The organism is Mucilaginibacter sp. McL0603, assembly GCF_049992945.1.
Lineage (GTDB): Bacteria > Bacteroidota > Bacteroidia > Sphingobacteriales > Sphingobacteriaceae > Mucilaginibacter.
Map to the genome: position 1 here is coordinate 1,365,905 of NZ_CP188251.1, position 20,767 is coordinate 1,386,671.

Consider the following 20,767-nt stretch of genomic DNA (forward strand, 5'->3'; position numbering starts at 1 on the left):
CAGTTTGCATTTTTTACTTGATAATTACTGCAAACTGCCAACAGAGAACTGCCAACTTCTTCAGACCGCGTCTGACAGCGAAGTAAACGTAAAGTCCCTTATCCGCATAGGCGGGATCAGTGCACTTTGGAACGATTCGCCGCTTACTGCGCGTTCTGTTTTGCCCAAAGCATCCAGGTTATTCAGCATGATCACCGGGCTTTCGTTGAAACGCATATTTTTTATCGGGAATTTGATCTGGCCATTTTCGATATAAAAAGTACCATCGCGCGTTAACCCGGTGAATAATAATGTTTGCGGGTCAACAGGCCTGATATACCATAGGCGGGTTACCAATATGCCCTTTTCGGTTCCTTTTATCATATCCTCCAAAGACATATCTGTTCCGTCCATAATCACGCCATCCGGGCTGGGTACTGCCTTTACGCCTTGTTTCTGTGCCCAATAGCGGGAATACTGCAAGTTTTTAAGTACGCCTTTTTCTATCCAGCTTGTTTTTTCCTGCGGACGGCCATCGCCAGTCCAACTACTGGTGGGTAATGATGGGTTTGATGGGTCAGAATAAATGTTTACTCTTTCATCCACCAGTTTATCACCCAATTTGGTTTTGCCACCTGGTTTGCTTAAAAAACTGCGACCTTCATCGGCACTACGTGCATCCAAACCGCCATATAACTGCTCCAATAGTACAATACCCGCAGCCGGTTCCAAAATCACTGTGTATTTACCGGGTTCAATAGCTTTTGCGCCTTTAGAGCCGGTAGCCTTTTGTGCTGCTATTTTTGTAAAAGCCAAAGTATCCAGCTTGCTGATCTCATTAAAGTCTTTTGTAGAATAGCCTGAACCTTGGCTATCCTCCGTGCGGAGGGTTATAGAAAAACTGGCATCCGTTGTTGTGTTATAAGCAAATAAACCATGTGAGTTCATCATGGACGAAAATCCTGCACTATTTTGCAAATATCCTGCGGCTGTTAGTTTATTGTCTTTAGCGATTTGTAAGCTCTCGCCAACCCGATCGGTACGAAATTTTGGCGTAATATCTGCAGTTGCCTGGTCGAAAGTTTTTGACCGCGGACTATAAGTCTGTGGGCCTAAAAAAGATACAAATTCAGGATTTTCAGGAGCAAACTTAGCCAGCTCTTCTGATAAACGTACGGCCTTTTCGATAGAGGCATCATCATATTCATTGGTGGTAACAATGCCCAGCTTTTTGCCAAAGGCTGATGATATGGCCATGCTGGTTTGGCTAATGGCGCCGCTGGTAGAAACCGTGTTACGGGCATAGCGTAAATTCCCGCCATCTGATCCGTTGATATTTATTTCACATTCATCGGCTTTTGAATAGCTGAGCGCTTTTTTTAGTAATGCGCGGCAATCGTCTTCGCTTAAAATAGCCATATGTTTTTAGATTTTTCTTTTTGTATTTATTACGTTAACTCCTTTAAACAATGAGGTTGATGAACCGTGAGATACGGCGCTCACCTGCTCGGGCTGGCCCTTGCCATCAAAGAATGATCCGCCTAAACGGTAGTCACTCTTATCACATACGGCTGCACATGAATTCCAGAATTCCTGGGTGTTTGATTGATAAGCCACATCATTTAGCATGCCGGCAATTTTGCCGTCTTTGATCTCATAATAAAGCTGACCACTGAACTGAAAATTGTATCGTTGCTGATCGATAGAGAATGAACTATCGCCAACGATATAAATACCTTTCTCTACGTTTTTGATCATGTCGGCAGGTACCAGTGGGGTTTGCCCCGGTTGCAGAGAGATATTAGGCATACGCTGAAATTGAACATCGCTCCAGCTATCAGCATAACAACACCCCTGCGATTCCTTCAGTCCGATGATATGTGCCTGGTCGCGGATTGCCTGATAATTTACCAGGATACCATCCTTTATAATATCCCATTTTTTAGCTTCAACGCCTTCGTCATCATAACCAACAGCACCAAGTGAGCCGGGTTGTGTTTTATCAGCAACGATATTTACATTTTTGCTGCCGAAGTTAAATTTACCCGACTTCCATTTATCCAATGTCAAAAAGCTTGTGCCCGCAAAATTGGCTTCGTAACCCAAAACGCGGTCAAGCTCAGAAGGGTGGCCTACAGACTCATGTATTGTCAGCCACAAGTGGCTTGGATCCAGTACAAGGTCATATTTTCCGGCTTCTACTGATTTTGCATTCATTTTTTCGACTACCTGGGGGGCAGCTGCTTTGGCATCTTCCAGCATATCATAGCGATCGCGGTAGAGCGTAGTTACACCATGTATTTTATCGCTTTCGCGTGGGGTCAAGTATTCATAGCCCATGCCACGTGGTGCGCTTAATGATTGCCGTGTTTCAAACTTGCCTGATTTTTGGTCGATCTTGGTTACTGCAAATATTGGCCAGATGCGGTGTATATCCTGATCGATATATGAACCATCAGTCGAGGCAAAATATTTTTGCTCATTTACAAGGAAGATGATCGAGTTAACGTAATTGGCACCGCCTTTCATAGCAGCATCGTTTACTGATAACAGCAGATCGGTTTTTTCTTTTATCGGCACTTCAAAGCCGTTCTTTTCGATAGGTGTTTTCCAGCTTACTTCGCCGTAGCCCTTTTGCGGAACCAGTTGTACCGGCTCGGATTGTATGCGGGAATTCTCCTTAGCAATAGCTACTGCTGTTTGCGCTGCTTTGGCAATGCTGTCGTTATCTAGTTTGTCTGTAGCAGCGAAGCCCCAGCACCCATTGGCTATCACCCGGATACCCATGCCGTATGATTCAGTATCAACAAGGTTTTCAACCTTATTTTCGCGGGTAACCACATATTGGTTTAAATAGCGACCGATGCGCACATCTGTATAAGTAGCGCCTTTTGAACGGGCTGCATTTAGGGCCACATCGGCCATTTTCTTTTTCATTGCGTTATCCGCGCCCTGTAATAGGTGGCCATGCTGTATGGGCGAACCTAAAACCGGTATCCGGCTGAGCACAGTGGCACCAAACCCCATGCCCGTAAGATAAAGGAAGTCTTTTCTTTTCAAATCGGTAAGTATTAGTTCCTAAATATAGGGAGTGGCATCAATAATATAAAGTCCTAATGAAAATAAAGCCAGGTAGTTAATAATAAATCCCCCTTTAGGGGGGATGCGATAAATATGAAATCAGAATAACGAAGTTACCTATTAAGTTTTTTCTTTTTCCAGGTGATATATCTCGGTAAATCTATAAGTTCTATCATGTCATCTTTTTCAAGATCATCGGTTAGTTCTTTAATCTCAAGGTAATCAATATCTAAGGCAAATGATTTTTCTCCAAGTACCGTATCCAGCATTTTATAAACAGCATTATCTAACCAATCGTTGGTTTTTAAAATTTCATAATTCGGCACGTAAATTCGAATGCCAATTGAAGATGGATCAGATGCACTTTGAAGGGGTATAAACCATAATTCACTTCGAGTTAGTTCTGCACCCTCAAAATTTATAGAATTATCTTCGTTTGATGGTTGAATGAATGGAATAAATTTCCAATCGGGAATTGCCGGGGCAGCGGCTATTAATTTTTCGACAGATTCAAATTGTTCAACATTCCCTTCTGCAGTAATAATTAACTCCTGATCTGCACCCGGTGAGCCACCTATTTGAAAATATAACTTATCGTTGTAGTCATGAAGCTGTTTCAAAAAATCACTTAGTAGTTGTTCTTTAATATTCTCATCGACTTCATTTGTGAAGAGAAAAGCATGGTTGTTGTCTTCAAACCATTTCCAAAAAATTGTGATTTTATTAGGCATCAGACTAGTTTACTGGCTTAGGAGTTTAACGCATACATAATAATATTAACACCAAACTTGGTATTATCTTCGGCTAAAAAGCGCTTGTTTCTGAAATCATAATCCCATTCGCAGCCGTAATCTTTATTGCTGTATAAAACGGCTATACGGCCATTAATTTCTATGGCTTTAAGGTATTCATGTACCAGGTCATCACCCCAACCATTTAGTTCGAATGAAGTTGTTGGCGGGCCTTTCTCAAATTTGAAAAATGAGTTATAGACATCGTGATGGTTAGGGATCTTTTTTAAGGCTTCTGCACCGAAAATAGCTGTCATTTGAGCCTCGAATGATTTGGCAAAAAGACCATCGATATCATGATTGCAATCGTCGGCAAATACAAATCCGCCGTTTTGGACGTACTTTTTGAAGTTAGCTCTTTCCTGAGCATCAAATTGTACCAGTTTATGACCACTGATGTAGGCAAACGGGTAAGAAAAGATATCATTGCTGCTGAGCGGTATCACCTTTTCGTGCGGGTCAATGAGAATGGTGGTGTACTCGAGCAAAGAATTGAGCAAGTTGGATGGCATGCGCTGATCAGTATCCCAGTCGCCCGAGTGATAGCTGAACCTCATGAAAGTGAATTTTGAAGCGAACGGCATCCTCTATAAAACTTTAAAAGTAGTACAAAAATTTTATGCGAAGCTTAATTTGTTTGTGATGGCTGTAAAGTTTTGGATACTTTGTTTGATTTTTGACAAAACGCATGGTAATTAGGCAAAAGGGTAATATCTTGTGTTGCTCAATAATAGCATATAATAATACAGCATTGGAACCGACTGAAAAAGACATAAAAACATTGCTTGCCAAATTGCCGCAGCTAAAAAGCGAGATACAAAAGGTAATTGTAGGACAGGATCATACGCTGGACGAATTACTGGTAGCTTTCCTGGCGGGAGGGCATTGTTTGCTGGAAGGTGTGCCAGGACTGGCGAAGACACTGATGGTAAAAACCATGTCGCAGGCGTTGCAGCTTACGTTCAGGCGGATACAGTTTACTCCGGATCTGATGCCGACGGACATTATCGGCACTGAAATACTGGAAGAAGATCACAGCACAGGTAAGCGCTTTTTTAAATTCAATAAAGGGCCATTGTTTGCCAACATTATTTTGGCTGATGAGATCAACCGGACACCGCCTAAAACACAGTCGGCATTATTGGAGGCGATGCAGGAATTTGAGGTGACTTACGGCGGTCAAACCTATCCGTTGGACAGGCCATTCTTTATCCTGGCTACCCAAAACCCGATAGAACAAGCCGGAACATACCCATTACCCGAGGCACAGCTCGACCGCTTTTTGTTGCTGGTGAAAATTGGTTACCCAACAAGCGAAGAAGAGTTTGAGGTGTTGAACCGCACAACCGGAACACAAAAAGCAAATATTAACACGGTGATCAGCGCGGAAGAAATTTTGCAGGCACAGGCATTGGTAAGACAGGTAAACATCAGCGAAGACTTAATAAAATATGTGAGCGGGTTGATACGTGCTACAAGGCCAGATACAACTACGGTTGATTATATTAAAGAGTGGGTACGCTGGGGCGCAGGCCCGCGGGCAGGGCAGGCACTGATACTGACCGCCAAGGCAAGGGCTTTGCTCAAAGGAAGGTATTCGGTAATTATGGAGGATCTGCATGCGATGGCGGCACCTGTTTTGAGGCACCGGATATTACTTAACTTTAAAGCTGAGGCTGAGAATATTTCGTCGGATATGGTGACAGCGGAGTTGATAAAGGTGGTAGAACGGCCGAGCCCGCTATAATAAATCATGTCATTGCGAGGAACGAAGCAATCGCGAACTTTGCAGGGCGAATAAGCAAGTCTAATAATTGCACAGTTCGCGATTGCTTCTCCGCCTATTGGCGGATCGCAATGACAATTAAGTAATCCGAAATCAAAAATCATGCAACTTGATCCTAAAGTATTAATGACCGTTAAGAATTTGCCTTTACTGGCGAAAACGGTTGTTGATGGCTTTATGAATGGATTGAATAAAAGTACGGTTAAGGGGCCGGGACTGGAGTTTAGCCAGTATCGTAGTTATCAACCTGGAGACGATCTGCGCTGGCTCGATTGGAAAATGTATGCGCGGTCGGACAGGTATTATATCCGGGAGTCAGAAATAGAGACCAGTATCTCCGTCAGGTTCCTGATCGATGCAAGCGCGTCGATGAATCACAATGACAATGGGGTTAAAAAAATAGACTACGCTAAATTTTTGACAGCCTCGCTGGCTTACCTGGCAAATACGCAGGGCGATTCAGTTGGGTTGTATACTTTGGCTAATGGCGGATTGTATTCAATGGCATCAAAAGCTGATCCGCAGCATTTGCAAAGACTGTTTTACCAGTTGGATAGAATTGAACCTTCAGGTAAATTCACCCAGCCGGTACATTATAAAGAATTATTTGCAGGTACCGGGCGCAAAGAGCTACTGGTTTTTATAACTGATATGTATCAAGCTGATGGTGAGATTACCCGATTATTGGATTCATTAGCAGCTTTAAAACACGAGATCATTGTTTTTCATTTAATGGGGCGAAACGAGTTAGATTTTGATTTTAAAGGATATGGCGCATTGCAGGATATGGAGACCGGTGAAACCATCGCCATTAATACCCAACTGGCAAAAAAGGAATACCAGGAAACATTGGAAAAACATTTGGCTGATATCAGAATGCAGTTGTTGGGGAAACGGATATTTTACAGGATGATCAGCATGGGTCAGCCATTGGATGAGGCACTAAGAGATTTTTTAGTTCAGCGTAGCCTCACCCCAACCCCTCTCCAAAGGAGAGGGGCTTAGATAAGATATTATTAATTATTTATACACATGCAATTAAAGTCCTCTCCTTTGGAGAGGATTATTCACATTATTATTTGTTTTTTTAAGGTGTTCATGAAGGCTATGCCGTTTAGGAGAGGTTAATGATACTGCTCAATTCCATATGGTTATTTGCACTGGCGGCGCTTGGCATCCCGGTGGCGATACACCTGTGGAATATTAAAAGGGGCAAAACATTAAAAGTAGGTAGTATATCGCTCATTACTGCTGCGTCCCAAAACAGCCGGAGCCTTAAATTACATGACCTGCTATTGCTGTTGCTTCGCTGCCTGTTGCTGGCTTTGGTTGCTTTTGTTTTGGCGATGCCGTCGTGGCAAAGGCATATTAGTACATCACAATTAAAGGGTTGGGTGCTGATACCTAAGGAAAGTCTGAAGGAAACTTATCAAAAATTTAAGCCGGAGATCGACTCGCTTAATAAAGCCGGCTATGAGTTTCATTATTTTAACCAAGGATTTGAAAAGGCTGATCTGAATAAGGCCTTGACGGATACGATAAGCTTTAAGCACAATACCAATGCTTCATATTGGACTTTGGTACAACAACTGGATGGGCAAGTCCCATCATCGTTGCCCGTGTATTTATTTACATCAAACAAGGCTTCATATTTTAAAGATGAAAAGCCGGAAGTAGCATTAAATTTGCACTGGCAAACCTATACTCTTGCTGATTCAACGAGCAGTTGGATAGCAAAGGCGTGGCTGACTAATAATAATGATATCCATATAATAGAAGGTAACAGCAAGGCAAACGGAACTTTTTATACGGATTACGCTGTGCAATCAGGTAATCCAAGGAATACGCCTTTTGTTGTTAGTACGGATAATGGTAAGTTGACTGTCAGCCTAAAAAATGCTAATTTAATTGCTGTTGATACCTCAACCTGGCGTTTTGCAATTTATGCTGATAGGAATAGTCCTGATGCCGGGTATATAAGGGCGGCTTTGGAGTCGGTTATTCAGTTTACAAAGCATAAGGCGGTTATCAAACAATATACGGATGCGGGCCAGATACCGGCTCATCAAAGCTGGATATTCTGGTTGTCTAATAAGCCAGCTGCTAAACAATTAGTACAAAATTGTGGTAACCTGTTTACTTATGAAACGGGAAAGGTGAATGATATCAATTCATGGATAAATGATGGAAACGAATCGTTATCGAAGTCGAAAATTGGGTTATATAAATCTATCGAACTAACACATGATGGCGGACAAGCAATATGGCAGGACGGTTTTGGCAACCAGGTTTTGAGCTTGGAAAAACAACAGCAAATCAACCTGTATCATTTTTATAGCCGTTTTGATCCTTCCTGGAGCGATTTGGTTTGGAGCAATGATTTTCCGAAAATGATGTTGAAGTTGATCGTTAATCCAACTACATCGGAAGAAAAATATGATCGCAGGGTTATGGATGCGAAGCAATTAATGCCCGTTATTAATAATGAAGATCATGCCACTACAGGTAAGATAATTGAGCAAACTGATCTTACGCGATATTTCTGGATATTGTTAGTGGCGGTTTTTGTGACTGAGCGCTGGTTTGCACATAGATCAACCGGTAAAAAGATATTAAAAAATGGCTGAGCGGGGGATAGATAAAATAGGCCTGTTGCAACGCCGGTACATCGGTTACCAGGTGCTGGCTGATGTGTTTTTTTCTGCCGGATTAGCCATATTGATCGCTTGTTTTGCGTATTCGGCTTTTTCCTTGTCTTTGTGGTGGTCGGTTTTGTTTTTTGTGGTCTTTTTTGGTTGCATGACCGCCATCAGAAAATGGTGGAAGGTAGATATCAAAACGATCACCTCATTCTTGAACGTAAAATATTCGGAACTGGAAGAAAGCAGCGAACTGGTATTTAAGCAACCGTCAGAACTAAACCCGCTTGAGCGGCTACAGTTATCAAAAATAGAAGCGGTTTTAGAAGATGTCCCCGCCGTACAAAAGCAGTTTCTGCAACGGCTCAAGTTCAGTGTTTTATTTTTGTTGTGCATTCCTTTTTTTGGTTGGGAGGTTACTCAATTACACGGACATTGGAAAGATAGTCTTGAACCAGCGTCAAACGTAAACTCCCCTAAAAGCACTTTACCAGAGGAAATACTGCCGCAGATAAATTCGGTTAATGTGACTATATCGCCACCTACTTATACCCGGAAACATTCAAGAGATCAGGATAGGTTTACGATTGAGGCAGAAGAAGGTAGTTCAGTTAATTGGGAATTAGGTTTAAATGTGGCTGCAAAACAGGTTGATTTAGTATTTAGTGATGGTCAGAAGATTATTTTAAAAAATACGAATACTACTTATCGGGGTCAAAAAATAATTGATAAGCCCGGGTTTTACCAGGTGTCCATCGATGGTAAACTGTCTGACCTTTACCCGGTGCAAATAATTAAAGATAATCCGCCGGTGATCCATATCAAAACGCCTCAGCAATATACTTATATCGATGCCGGAGAAGCGCCAAGGGTGAACATCAGTGCCTCGGTTGATGATGATTATGGCATCAACAATGCTTTTATTTATGCTACCGTAGCCAAAGGAAGTGGTGAAGCTGTGAAATTTAAGGAGCAGAAAATTGATTTTTCGGCTTCATTCAGCGGTCAAAATCAACATTATGATCTGCAAAAACTGGTTAACCTGCCCGTATTAAACATGGAGCCGGGTGACGAGCTCTATTTTTATGTACAGGCACAGGATAATCACAACCAGCAAAGCAGGACGGATGTATATATCGTTTCATTACAGGATACAGCCCAACTTTTAAGCATGGATGGCCTGATAGGCGGTGTTAATGTGAAGCCTGAGTTTTTCAGGAGCGAGCGGCAGATCATATTGGATTCTGAGAAATTACTAAGGGATCGAGACAGTACCAGCAAAGAAAGTTTTAATACCAGGAGCAATGACCTGGGTACCGATCAGAAGTTGCTGCGTTTGCGATATGGGAAATTTTTGGGCGAAGAGTCTGAATCTGATATCAACCCAAAAGAAGAGGAAAATGATGCAGTTGCCGACCCGAAAAATTATGGGAATGCGGCGGTAGTACTGGATAAATATTCCGACAAACATGACAATGCCGAAGATGCCCAGTTTTTTGATCCGGGAGTAAAGGCGCAACTAAAAGCGACGCTAACCGAAATGTGGAAAGCCGAATTGCAATTACGTTTGTACAAACCTGAAGCGGCCCTCCCTTTTGAATATAAAGCATTACGACTGTTGAAAGATCTGCAACAAAAATCGCGGATGTACGTGGCAAAAACTGCCTATAACCCTGCACCCTTGAAAATGGAAAAACGCTTGACCGGCGAGCTGGATAAGATCATTCAGCCAGTAGGGCACCAGGATATAAAATCAGATGACAACCAGTTTGAAGTGCTTAAAAACGCGGTGAGTGTGTTAGAGCAATTAAGGACGAGTTCTATAATGAGTAATTCAGACAGACATACTTTGCAACTGGCTAATCAGCAATTGAGTGAAAAGGCATCTGCACAGCCTGAGATCTATCTGCCTGCGTTGGGTGCACTGCATCGTATACTTTCAACAACCAATGCAAAAAGTAATGATATCGGCTTGGTTGAAAAAGCCATTCAACGAGTATTGCCACCCGGTAAAACGCTTCCTGCTTCGATGCAAAATTCGGCAGATATGGGTCTTTCAAACGGTTATTATAAAAACCTTAATAACAAATGAGCTGGACAGTTTTAGTTTTGATCATTTGTTGTGCGCTTGCTGTTTTTGCAGTTTGGAAGGAATATAGCCGGTCTGTAAAGAAGCATTTGATATGGCGTATTGTGGCTGCATTAATGGCTGTAATTGCGTTTGGTTTTATTGCGATCCCTATTCATTATCTAAAAGATATTAACATTCAGGACGATCATAGTGCAGTTTTACTTACAGATGGATTTGTCGCCGATAGCCTGGGTAGTTTTAAAAACAGCAAATTATTTACTACAGATAAAGCCATCGCCAAAAAATATCCAAAGGCGAAATTGATACGGTTGGATGAATTGAAAATTGATAGTCCGGCAATAACACGGCTTCATGTTCTTGGGTATGGGTTGAATAAAGATGAATTAGATCAGTTAGATAGCTTGTCTGTAGTTTTTCATCCATCAGCATTATCGGAAAGGATCACAGCTATTAACTGGAACCAGAAATTAAATTCAGGAGAAACGCTTAAAGTTCAGGGTAAATATAAAAATGACAGATCGGAACCGATTAAATTAATCCTGAAAGGGTTGAGCACACAACTTAATGCAGTAATTATTCCAGCCAAATCCGAACAGAATTTTGAATTAAGTGCTGTACCCAAAAACGAGGGGAGGGCAGTGTATCACATACAAGTTATCAGCGGGAACGATACACTGGCCAACGAGAATTTGCCAGTTGAGATCGACCCAGTAAAACCACTTAAAATATTGATGCTTTCGGCCGCACCGGATTTTGAAACGCGATTTCTCAAAAACTGGCTGTCTGAAAATGGATTTTCAGTAGCAGTGCGGTCGGCCATCACCAAGGATAAATTCAGCAGTGAGTATGTAAACATGCAGCCAGTAAATATGGATCGTTTGAGTGAATCATTACTGGATAAATTCGATGTGGTTATTGGAGACCTGTCGGTTTTGAAATCAGAAAGTGCTGTTTTAAAACAAGCGGTCACACAAAAAGGATTGGGACTGATCATCCGTGCCGATACGATTTCAAAGACTTCATCATGGTTGCAAAATGATTTCCCGGTAGAAAAGCTGCAAGTAAAAGATGCACCTGCTCCTTTGATGATCAAAGGTGAAAAAAACAAAACAGTTGCTTTAAAGATCGACCCAATTTTTATAAAATACCAGTCAGGCACACAGCATATGGTTACCGATGCACAAAATCACGTATTAGTTAATGCTTCGTTGGCAGGGGCAGGGCGATTGTTGTTTAAAACCGTTAACAACACTTATAACTGGGTACTTGCCGGCGATAAAAATGATTATGCGGCATTTTGGTCGCTGTTGATTAGTAATGCAGCACGTAAGGTGCCGGTAACTGAGGAATGGTCAGCTGCTTCACAATTGCCTTCAGTTAATGAACCGGTGCAGATGCAATTAGCAACTTCATCTTCCCCTTTGCAGATCACTGCCGAAAACGCCATGATCGCTCCTTCTCAAAATCCGGATATCCCATTTGAGTGGGGGAATAATTATTGGCCATCATCTACAGGCTGGCACTCTATCCTGCAAAAAAATGGTAAATCTGCATGGTGGTACGTTTATGGAAAAGATAATTGGAAAGGAGTAAAAGCATCCGAAAAAATATCAGCTACCCGCTTTTATGCCATAGCTAAGGCAGTTAATACTTCTGTAACAAAAGCGATACATAAAAAGGTGCGAATTGAAGTGCCGAAAATCTATTTTTATGTGATGCTATTAATGGCGTGTACATATTTGTGGGTGGAGCGGAAGAGCCTCACCCTGCCCTCTCCAAAGGAGAGGGTTCTTTAACGGTAATGAATAACAAACATCAAAACAAAGTCCTCTCCTTTGGAGAGGATTTAGGTGAGGCTAAAAAAATATGAGAAGACGAGATTTTATTTATTTATCAGGACTTGGAGCAAGCGCACTGATGCTGCCCGACCTGAAAGCATTCGGTAACCCCATAGATCCATCGCAATTACTGGATGGCATCGATGTAAAAGCTAAAAAAGAACTGGCTGATGTGGCATTGAACACTGCCAAGGCTAAAGGTGCAACTTATGCCGATATCCGTATAGGCCGCTACCTTAACCAGTTTGTCATCACCCGTGAAAACAAGGTGCTGAATGTAGTCAACACCGAATCGTTCGGTGTCGGCATCAGGGTATTAGCTAATGGTTGCTGGGGCTTTGCCGCGAGTAATGTGGTAACCAAAGAAGGTGTTGCCAAAACTGCAGAAAGAGCGGTGGCTGTAGCAAAAGCTAATGCCAAAATTGGCGGTACACCTGTAGAACTAGCTCCGCAAAAAGGCTATGGCGAAGTAAGCTGGAAAACACCGATAGAGAAAAGCGCTTTCGAAGTGCCTATCAAAGAAAAGGTTGATCTATTGCTAAACGCTAATGCCATTGCTATGCAAGGAGGTGCTAATTTTGTTAACTCCACCTTGTTTGCGGTAAATGAACAAAAGTATTTTGCCTCCACGGATGGCTCATACATTGATCAGGATATTCACCGTATTTCGCCCGGGTTTAATGTGACCAAGATCGATTCTGCCGCGGGTGGTTTTGAAACTCGCCGTTCATTAAGCTCACCAGTAGGTATGGGATATGAATACCTGACACCACTCGACAGTGAAAAAGTAGCCGGAATTACTACCCGGTATAAAAAGCGGTATGATATATTGGAAGACATTAAATCTGCTACACAGCAGATGAAGGATAAGATCACGGCTAAATCGGTTGATCCCGGAAAATATGATCTAGTGCTCGATCCAAGTCACTTGTGGCTGACGATACATGAGTCGGTTGGTCACCCAACAGAGCTTGACCGTGTTTTGGGTTACGAGGCGAATTTTGCCGGAACGAGCTTTCTGACATTGGATAAATGGAAGTCGGGTAAATTTAATTTCGGCAGTAAAGAGGTAAATATTGTGGCTGATAAAACACAAGTTGGTTCATTGGGCGCAGTTGGTTATGATGATGAAGGTGTAAAATGCAAAAAGTGGGACCTGATAAAAGACGGCGTATTGGTTAATTACCAGGCTATCCGCGATCAGGCGCATATCATCGGACTAAAAGAATCACAAGGATGCTGCTATGCACAAAGCTGGCAGGACGTACAATTCCAGCGTATGCCAAATGTGTCTTTACAGCCAGGAAAAACGCCTTTAAGCGTAGATGATATGATTAAAAATGTAGAGAAAGGAATTTACATTATTGGTGATGGTTCATTCTCAATCGATCAGCAGCGGTACAACTTCCAGTTTGGCGGACAATTATTTTACGAGATCAAAGAAGGAAAAATTGCCGGTATGCTGAATGATGTGGCTTACCAGGCCAATACACAAGAGTTCTGGAACTCGTGCGCACAGGTTTGCGATGAGCGTGACTACAGGTTGGGTGGCGCTTTCAATGACGGAAAGGGACAGCCGAGCCAATCCAGCGCGGTATCACATGGTGCTTCAACCGCATTATTTAAAGGAGTTAATGTAATCAACACAAAAAGAAAGATCGGATAAGATGCCTATATTAAATAAAGAAGAAGCACTGGCTTTATTGAAGAAAGTGCTCAGTTATTCAAAAGCGGATGAGTGTGAAGTGAGCGTAAATGGCAGCGAAGGCGGCAATATCCGGTATGCTTTAAATGCAGTTTCAACCGCAGGGGATATCAGTACACTGGGGCTGGCGGTAACTTCAGTTTTTGGCAAAAAAGCCGGAACAGCTACCATTGATGAATTTGATGATGCTGCGTTGGAACGTGTGGTTCGCCGTTCGGAAGAATTGGCGCAGCTTGCACCCCCAAACCCGGAATATATGCCGATGCTTGGTCCGCAGACTTTTGCTGAAGCTATCACTTACAATACAAATACTGCTGCGATGACGCCGGACAGTCGCGCTGAAATGGTGGCGAAGAGTTTATCAGTTACCAAAGAAGCAAAGCTAACTGCAGCGGGTTTCCTGGAAAACTCGACCGATTTTAATGCGGTGATGAACTCAAAAGGCCTATTTGCTTATAATAAGGGTACAGATGTTACTTTTTCCGTTACCACACGTAACGAGGCTGGAACAGCTTCTGGTTATGCAGCACGTGGTTTTACTGATGTGAGCAAACTGGATACTTACTCGGCAACTAAAATTGCTGCCGGAAAAGCGAATGGTTCAGTAGGCGCAAAAGCCATTGAGCCCGGTAAGTATACAGTTATACTGGAGCCTGTAGCTGCAACTTACATGCTGGAGAATATGTTCCGCTTTGATGCGCGCAGTGCTGAAGAAGGTCGTAGTTTTTTGAGTAAAAAGGGTGGTGGCACTCGTTTGGGAGAGCAGTTGATGGATGAGAAAGTAACTATTTACTCTGATCCATTCAATCCTGAACTACCCTCATCAACATGGGGTGGTGATGGTTTGCCTCGTGAAAAAACTACCTGGATTGACAAAGGTGTGGTTAAAAACCTGTCGTATTCTCGTTATTGGGCTGATAAGAAAGGCGTGAAGCCGGTTCCCGGCCCGTCAAATATTATTATGGAAGGTGGTGATGCTACTATTGAGGATATGATAAAAAGTACCGAAAAGGGTATATTGGTATCACGTCTGTGGTATATCCGCATGGTTGATCCGCAAACGCTGTTGCTTACCGGGTTAACACGCGACGGGCTTTTTTATATCGAAAATGGGCAGATCAAATTCCCGATCAAAAATTTCAGGTTCAATGAAAGTCCGGTGATCATGCTCAACAATGTGGAAGCTTTGGGCAAGCCAGAAAGAAGCATCAGTGTAGAAAGCTACCGGAGCTATTTGATACCACCGATGAAGATCAAGGAGTTTACGTTTAGCTCGCTGTCTGACGCGGTTTAATCAGTTGGCAGTTTTGAGTTGGCAGTTTGCATTTTGATGAGACTTATGAAGTTTTTAAAACTTCGTAAGTCTTTCTTTTTATTATTGTACCCTAACCCATCATCTAATGTCAAGCTTTCCGGTAATTAATTCTACTCTTTCAGCAACACATATCGGACTGTTTTTGCAGGACTGCTATAATCTAAGCTCTTACACTTCTTGCAGCTTATTAAAGACGGGGATTAATGATTCTTACCTGGTTGTTGATGGAGCAGAGAAATATGTATTTCGTATTTATAGCCTGAACTGGCGAACTAAAAAGGAAATTCTGGAAGAGATAAGGTTGTTGAATTTATTAGCCGGAAACCATGTTCCTGTATCATTCGCCTTAGTGGATTCTAATAAAAATTATATTCAGGAGTTTTCTGCTCCTGAAGGTAATAGATATGGTGTTTTGTTTTCATTTGCCAGGGGAGAAAAGCTGCTAAACTTTCCCGCGACTGTGCACTATAAAGTTGGTGAAATTATGGCTAAAATTCATCAGCTTACAAATAACCTGAAATTAGAACGGGTAAATTATTCGCCTGACGTGATTTTGGTAAACTCTTTTGAACAGCTTAAGAAATTTATTTCCGTTGATACCGAAGAGATGGGCTTTATGGGTTCAACTCAAAAACATTTGTTAAGTGAGTTGGAGAAGGTAAACACAGAAGCGATCAGACAAGGTGCTGTACATCTTGATATATGGTTTGATAATTTAAGTATTGACCATGACATGGTTACTATTTTTGATTTTGATTTTTGCGGCAACGGTTGGCTTTGCTATGACATTGCTTATTATATCCTGCAACTACACAGCACAGAAAAAGATGAAAATGAATGTAAATTAAAGACGGAAGCTTTCTTAAATGGCTATGAATCTGTTTGTTTAATTAGTGACGAGGAAAGGCGGCTGTTGCCTGTGCTGGGAGTGAGTCTTTACTTTTTTTATCTCGGTATTCAATGTCAAAGATTTGATAATTGGTCTAATGCTTTTTTAAATGAAGTTTATTTAAAAAGATTCATTAATCTGCTGGTAAAGAAATATTTCGAGAAAAATAATCCTGGATGATAAGACTTCATTATTTTTAAGGTGTAATTCAATACCTTATGGAAGAAGATATATATTCTGACTAATTGCTAAATACGACGAGGCTATAAAAAAATGCTAAATGAAAATGAGTAATGAAAAAGAATTCTGTAATTGAGATACTTAATTCATTGGATGAAGAATTTAGCATCGAAGAATTTATACAAAAACTTTTGTTTGTTGAAAAAATACAAAAAGGATTAAAAGATGTACAGGATGGTAAAGTTATTGACTATGAAATAGTTAAAGCTGATAAGCTTTGATTTGCTACGATAACCTCGTCATTTCTTCGAAATACGCCTGAGTAGTTTCACATATTTCTAAATCTTTACCCTCAACCCATCTTAATGAAATAGCGATTTGTTTGCCATAATCGGTTTCTTGCTTCAGGTCGATCAGCATTTTTGAGGAGTTACGGCCCATTTGCATATCGATATTTTTCACATCGGCCCATTCAATTACAATATTGCGAGTGTAATCGGTGATGCCTTCTTCACTTAATTCGAGCGCTATATCATTCCGCAAAGCAGGGATCAGGCGTTTGATCAGGACAAAAACAAATAGTGAAAAAAATATGAGGTCGGAGATGGCGATGATGATCCAGCTAACGGTATATCCGTGTAAAAAAGAATAACGGAGATTATTAAAAGTAAAAGCAAAGAACACCAATGGCAGCAGTATTCCCAGGAAAGCAGAGTTTTTACTGTAAGGGTATTGGATAGGTTCGGTCATGGTTGATAAGGCTTATTTTTGCTTTACGAGTTTGTAAATTCGTTTTCCTAAAATTAATTCTGATGAGTCGACATTTGGATGAGTATCAAAAAGGCTCAATGTATCCGAATTAAGTTTGAAGGAGTAGTCTCCGTGGAAATTATTATCAGCTGTCTTTTTTTTATCTCGAAAAAATATCATATCTAAATTGTCCATAGCGTCATTGTTCAGATCAATGTTAATATTATATTCTGAGAAGTTCAAAAATCCCGAAACCTTGCCATCATTTGTAAAGCTAATTTTGGAAACGCTCCCTGTGCTATCGGTTAAAATGTAGTTTCCAGAGAAAATTCCTTTATCTATCATATAATTCATTCCATAACCTAAATCGTCGTCAGACTGTCGGTTTAGTGCCTTGATGAATTTAGCTTTAACAATCAGTTTTTTCTGGTTATCATACTGGAATACTGTTATCGTAGTATCACCATTTTCTATTGAGTAACTTAAATCCTCGTTATTAAATAATATGGTGGACGGGTTTTTTCCTGGTTTAAATTGAATTGTAACATTGCCGCTGTCATGGTTAAAATAACCGGCTATAAATTGTAAACTATCTCCTTTAATATGATCTGTGTTTATATACATTATGGTTATGCCGCGACACTCATCTATAGCCGCTAACGGCGATTTGGTTTTAATTACCTTATCGATATAGTCTTTCTTTACCCAAACACCCTGTATAATCGGTCTGAATTTTTTAATTAATTCCTGAGTTTGATCAGCAGTAGGCTTAATGTTAGTAGTAGTATCCTTTGCTGTTTGTTTTGGATTGCTTCTGCAGGATAAGAAAAAAGCTGCTATAAAGAGAATGTAAAAGGTAGGTTTCATTAGTGATTGGTATAGATGTTACCAAAATAGCTATTAATTTCGGAAACGATGCAATCAACATTTCGATATTGAAACTTGGGTGCAAATCAAATTGGCGCTACTAACCCGTTTATTTAGCTTATGCACCCGCGGAATTCGGCTAAAGCCTTACTGTGCTGCCTTTTATCCGTCGGTTAAAACCGACGGCAATGAATGTAAGATGCGTGTAATTCATTGCCGTCCCTTTAAAGGGACGGGTGGGTAAACACAGAGCTAAGGGCTTTAGCCAAAATTAGCCGATAAGCGACAATTTGAATTGCACTCTCAAACTTTTACAACCTTCCAACATCTTTCGTAACTTTGCACAAAATAAAAGGATATCTGCATGAATGCTGATGCTGTTAAGTCGCTGCAAGGCCGTTACTGTAATTCACTAACCGAATATTCACGTTTTGTGACCCGCGAGGTTGTCATCGGCGATGTGCCTATGGGCGGTAATAACCCTATCCGCATACAAAGCATGACCACTACTGATACCATGAATACCATCGGTACGGTAGAGCAATCCATACGGATGATCCATGCAGGTTGTGAATATGTCCGCATAACAGCACCGAGCATTAAAGAGGCGCAAAATCTGGCTGAGATCAAAAAGCAATTGCGCCAGCGGGGCTACACTACACCGCTCGTTGCCGATATCCATTTTACGCCAAATGCTGCCGAAGTTGCTGCGCGCATAGTAGAAAAAGTGCGTGTAAATCCCGGCAACTATGCCGATAAAAAGAAATTTGACCAGATAGATTATACAGATGCCGAATACCAGGGCGAGCTGGAACGTATTTATCAGAAGTTTTCGCCGTTGGTAAAAATATGTAAGGAGTATGGTACTGCTATGCGTATCGGCACCAATCATGGTTCGCTGAGCGACAGGATCATGAGCCGTTATGGGGACACCCCGCAAGGTATGGTGGAGTCGGCCATGGAATTTATGCGCATGTGCGAAATGCTGAATTACTATAACCTGGTGATCTCGATGAAATCGAGCAATCCGCAGGTAATGGTACAGGCTTATCGTTTACTGGTTGAAACCATGGTTGCCGAAGGGATGAATTATCCTTTGCATTTAGGTGTTACTGAAGCAGGTGATGGCGAGGACGGTCGTATCAAATCAGCTGTAGGTATAGGAACTTTGCTGGAGGATGGTTTAGGCGATACCGTACGCGTTTCCCTTACCGAAGAACCCGAGGCAGAAGCGCCTGTAGCTATTGCGTTAGTGAACCGGTATGTAGAAAGAAGTCGGAAGTCGGAAGTCGGAAGTCAGAAGTCGGAAGTCGGAAGTCGGAAGTCAGAAGATGAGGTACAACGTATAACGTCAAACGTACAACACAATCCATACGAATATAAAAAACGCCACACTTACGAAGCCAATGCTTTCATTGGCGGGCACATGGTGCCGAGGGTGGTGGTTGACCTTTCACATGCCAATCTGAAAGATCCGGCGATACTGAGTGATGCGGGATATATTTATTCGCCATTGCTGGATAAATACAATATGGGCGAGCAATCGGTTGATTTTGTTTACCTGGCTGATCAATTGCCCTCATTTAATTTTCCGGGGAATTTAAAGCAACTGTATGATTATCCAACCTGGGAAAGACTGGCAAATAAAACCATGTGCCATCCGGTATTTAGTCTGCCAGAATATATTAATGCCGAGGATCGTTCATCGGCATTAAACCTGGTGAAAATAAAGCCTGCGGATATCGATTCTGAAGAATTTGGTTTATTGCCATTAGATAAATCATTGGTTTTTGTATTGGAGACTGATGCCCTGCACGGTATGGCTGACCAGCGTTCCTTCTTTTTTAAGATGGAAGAGATGGAACTGGATGTACCGGTGATTATTAAAAGAAGTTATAAGTTTGAGTCGGAAAGTCCGGAAGTCGGAAAGTCCGAAAGTGGTTCACTTACAACGTATGACGTAGAACGTACAACCAATCTTCAGCTTTATTCTTCCACCGATCTCGGCGCCCTGCTGGTAGACGGTTTCGGCGATGGTATTTGGGTTGATGCACCAGGAGTTGATACTAAAGTAATAACCTCAACAGCATTTGGCATTTTGCAGGCTACACGATCACGGATCTCAAAAACAGAGTATATCTCCTGCCCAAGCTGCGGTCGTACCTTGTTCGATCTCATGATCACCACGCAGATGATACGCAGCCGGACAAGTCACCTCAAAGGCTTAAAGATTGGTATCATGGGCTGTATCGTAAATGGTCCCGGCGAGATGGCCGATGCGGATTACGGTTATGTAGGTTCGGGAACAGATAAAGTCACACTTTATCGCGGTAAGGAAGCCGTTAAAAAGAACATCAATTCAACCAACGCACTGGACGAATTGATCAATATTATCCGCGAGGATGGTAACTGGATAGAGCAGCCCGTGAATTAATTTAAAGGCCTAAATCCTGAGAACAGATTAGCTATTTCTGCCAGGTTACCAACGGGAATATAATCGCAAACTTCGGCGTACTTCCCCCACATTTCTAATACCGCCGGGTTGGTATGTGCTTTCTCTATTGCTTCTTCTGATAGCCATTCAAACACTTCCACTATAGTGCCGTCGCCTGCTTCCATTATGTATGATTCTTTGTCGCGCACTAAACCTTCTTTAGCCAGTACCGGTAAATGTGTTTTCATTAACTCTTTTAAGGCAACCTCTTTGCCTGGTTTTGGTTTGTAGCCCACAATTACGGTCCGTCCCATAAGTGAAATTTTATACAGCAATTTACAAACTTTAAGGCATTAAGGCTGTTGCTAGTGTAAATAAATAGGTTGCTGTTTTTAGTAAATGCACTTATTTATGCCTGTTC

The 20,767-nt window shown here is 41.7% G+C and carries 17 protein-coding genes; 10 read left to right on the top strand and 7 right to left on the bottom strand.

Annotated features, from left to right (window positions below):
• Window positions 1-60 precede the first annotated feature (60 nt).
• The 4 genes from ACPPVU_RS06380 to ACPPVU_RS06395 form a co-directional block, all read right to left on the bottom strand.
• Entirely contained in the window at window positions 61-1,398 is a 1,338-nt protein-coding gene (locus ACPPVU_RS06380) for a TldD/PmbA family protein (RefSeq protein ID WP_426670852.1), read from the bottom strand.
• Window positions 1,399-1,404: 6 nt separating this feature from the next.
• Window positions 1,405-3,039 (bottom strand): TldD/PmbA family protein, encoded by a 1,635-nt coding sequence (locus ACPPVU_RS06385; RefSeq protein WP_426670853.1) that lies wholly within the window; start codon window positions 3,037-3,039, stop codon window positions 1,405-1,407.
• Between the two features lie 134 nt (window positions 3,040-3,173).
• Window positions 3,174-3,791, bottom strand: coding sequence for a hypothetical protein (locus tag ACPPVU_RS06390; RefSeq protein ID WP_426670854.1), 618 nt, complete (start codon window positions 3,789-3,791; stop codon window positions 3,174-3,176).
• 17 nt (window positions 3,792-3,808) lie between these two features.
• Window positions 3,809-4,408, bottom strand: coding sequence for a DUF4159 domain-containing protein (locus ACPPVU_RS06395; RefSeq protein WP_426670855.1), 600 nt, complete (start codon window positions 4,406-4,408; stop codon window positions 3,809-3,811).
• 194 nt (window positions 4,409-4,602) lie between these two features.
• Between ACPPVU_RS06395 and ACPPVU_RS06400 the strand changes: the two genes are divergently transcribed.
• From ACPPVU_RS06400 to ACPPVU_RS06440, 9 genes are all read left to right on the top strand, one after another.
• Window positions 4,603-5,598: an AAA family ATPase gene (locus tag ACPPVU_RS06400; RefSeq protein WP_426670856.1), complete on the top strand. Its 996-nt coding sequence runs from the start codon at window positions 4,603-4,605 to the stop codon at window positions 5,596-5,598.
• 141 nt (window positions 5,599-5,739) lie between these two features.
• Window positions 5,740-6,642: a DUF58 domain-containing protein gene (locus tag ACPPVU_RS06405; RefSeq protein WP_426670857.1), complete on the top strand. Its 903-nt coding sequence runs from the start codon at window positions 5,740-5,742 to the stop codon at window positions 6,640-6,642.
• Between the two features lie 122 nt (window positions 6,643-6,764).
• Window positions 6,765-8,264 (top strand): BatA domain-containing protein, encoded by a 1,500-nt coding sequence (locus ACPPVU_RS06410; protein ID WP_426670858.1) that lies wholly within the window; start codon window positions 6,765-6,767, stop codon window positions 8,262-8,264.
• Window positions 8,257-10,368: a hypothetical protein gene (locus tag ACPPVU_RS06415; protein ID WP_426670859.1), complete on the top strand. Its 2,112-nt coding sequence runs from the start codon at window positions 8,257-8,259 to the stop codon at window positions 10,366-10,368. The genes ACPPVU_RS06410 and ACPPVU_RS06415 overlap by 8 nt, the downstream gene beginning before the upstream one ends.
• The gene (locus ACPPVU_RS06420) at window positions 10,365-12,164 is read left to right on the top strand and encodes a hypothetical protein (protein WP_426670860.1); all 1,800 of its coding nucleotides are present in this window, start codon (window positions 10,365-10,367) and stop codon (window positions 12,162-12,164) included. Before ACPPVU_RS06415 ends, ACPPVU_RS06420 begins: the two co-directional genes overlap by 4 nt.
• Window positions 12,165-12,234: 70 nt before the next feature.
• Window positions 12,235-13,872: a TldD/PmbA family protein gene (locus ACPPVU_RS06425; RefSeq protein WP_426670861.1), complete on the top strand. Its 1,638-nt coding sequence runs from the start codon at window positions 12,235-12,237 to the stop codon at window positions 13,870-13,872.
• A 1-nt stretch (window position 13,873) separates the two neighbouring features.
• Window positions 13,874-15,205, top strand: a complete 1,332-nt coding sequence (locus tag ACPPVU_RS06430) for a TldD/PmbA family protein (protein ID WP_426670862.1) — start codon at window positions 13,874-13,876, stop codon at window positions 15,203-15,205.
• A gap of 106 nt (window positions 15,206-15,311) precedes the next feature.
• Window positions 15,312-16,295, top strand: coding sequence for a phosphotransferase (locus tag ACPPVU_RS06435; protein WP_426670863.1), 984 nt, complete (start codon window positions 15,312-15,314; stop codon window positions 16,293-16,295).
• Window positions 16,296-16,408: 113 nt separating this feature from the next.
• Window positions 16,409-16,576, top strand: coding sequence for a hypothetical protein (locus ACPPVU_RS06440; protein WP_426670864.1), 168 nt, complete (start codon window positions 16,409-16,411; stop codon window positions 16,574-16,576).
• A 4-nt stretch (window positions 16,577-16,580) separates the two neighbouring features.
• Here ACPPVU_RS06440 and ACPPVU_RS06445 read toward each other — a convergent pair whose 3' ends face one another.
• Together ACPPVU_RS06445 and ACPPVU_RS06450 are read right to left on the bottom strand one after the other, a co-directional pair.
• Complete coding sequence (locus ACPPVU_RS06445; protein ID WP_426670865.1) at window positions 16,581-17,045, bottom strand: hypothetical protein; 465 nt, start codon at window positions 17,043-17,045, stop codon at window positions 16,581-16,583.
• Window positions 17,046-17,057: 12 nt separating this feature from the next.
• Window positions 17,058-17,912, bottom strand: coding sequence for a hypothetical protein (locus ACPPVU_RS06450; protein WP_426670866.1), 855 nt, complete (start codon window positions 17,910-17,912; stop codon window positions 17,058-17,060).
• 364 nt (window positions 17,913-18,276) lie between these two features.
• Here ACPPVU_RS06450 and ispG point away from each other — a divergent pair, with 364 nt between their 5' ends.
• A complete protein-coding gene (gene ispG / locus ACPPVU_RS06455; protein ID WP_426670867.1) occupies window positions 18,277-20,346 on the top strand; it encodes a (E)-4-hydroxy-3-methylbut-2-enyl-diphosphate synthase in 2,070 nt (689 codons plus the stop codon).
• Here the strand turns inward: ispG and ACPPVU_RS06460 are convergent.
• Complete coding sequence (locus ACPPVU_RS06460) at window positions 20,343-20,660, bottom strand: hypothetical protein (RefSeq protein WP_426670868.1); 318 nt, start codon at window positions 20,658-20,660, stop codon at window positions 20,343-20,345. The two genes, ispG and ACPPVU_RS06460, sit on opposite strands and share 4 nt — an antisense overlap.
• Window positions 20,661-20,767: the final 107 nt, after the last annotated feature.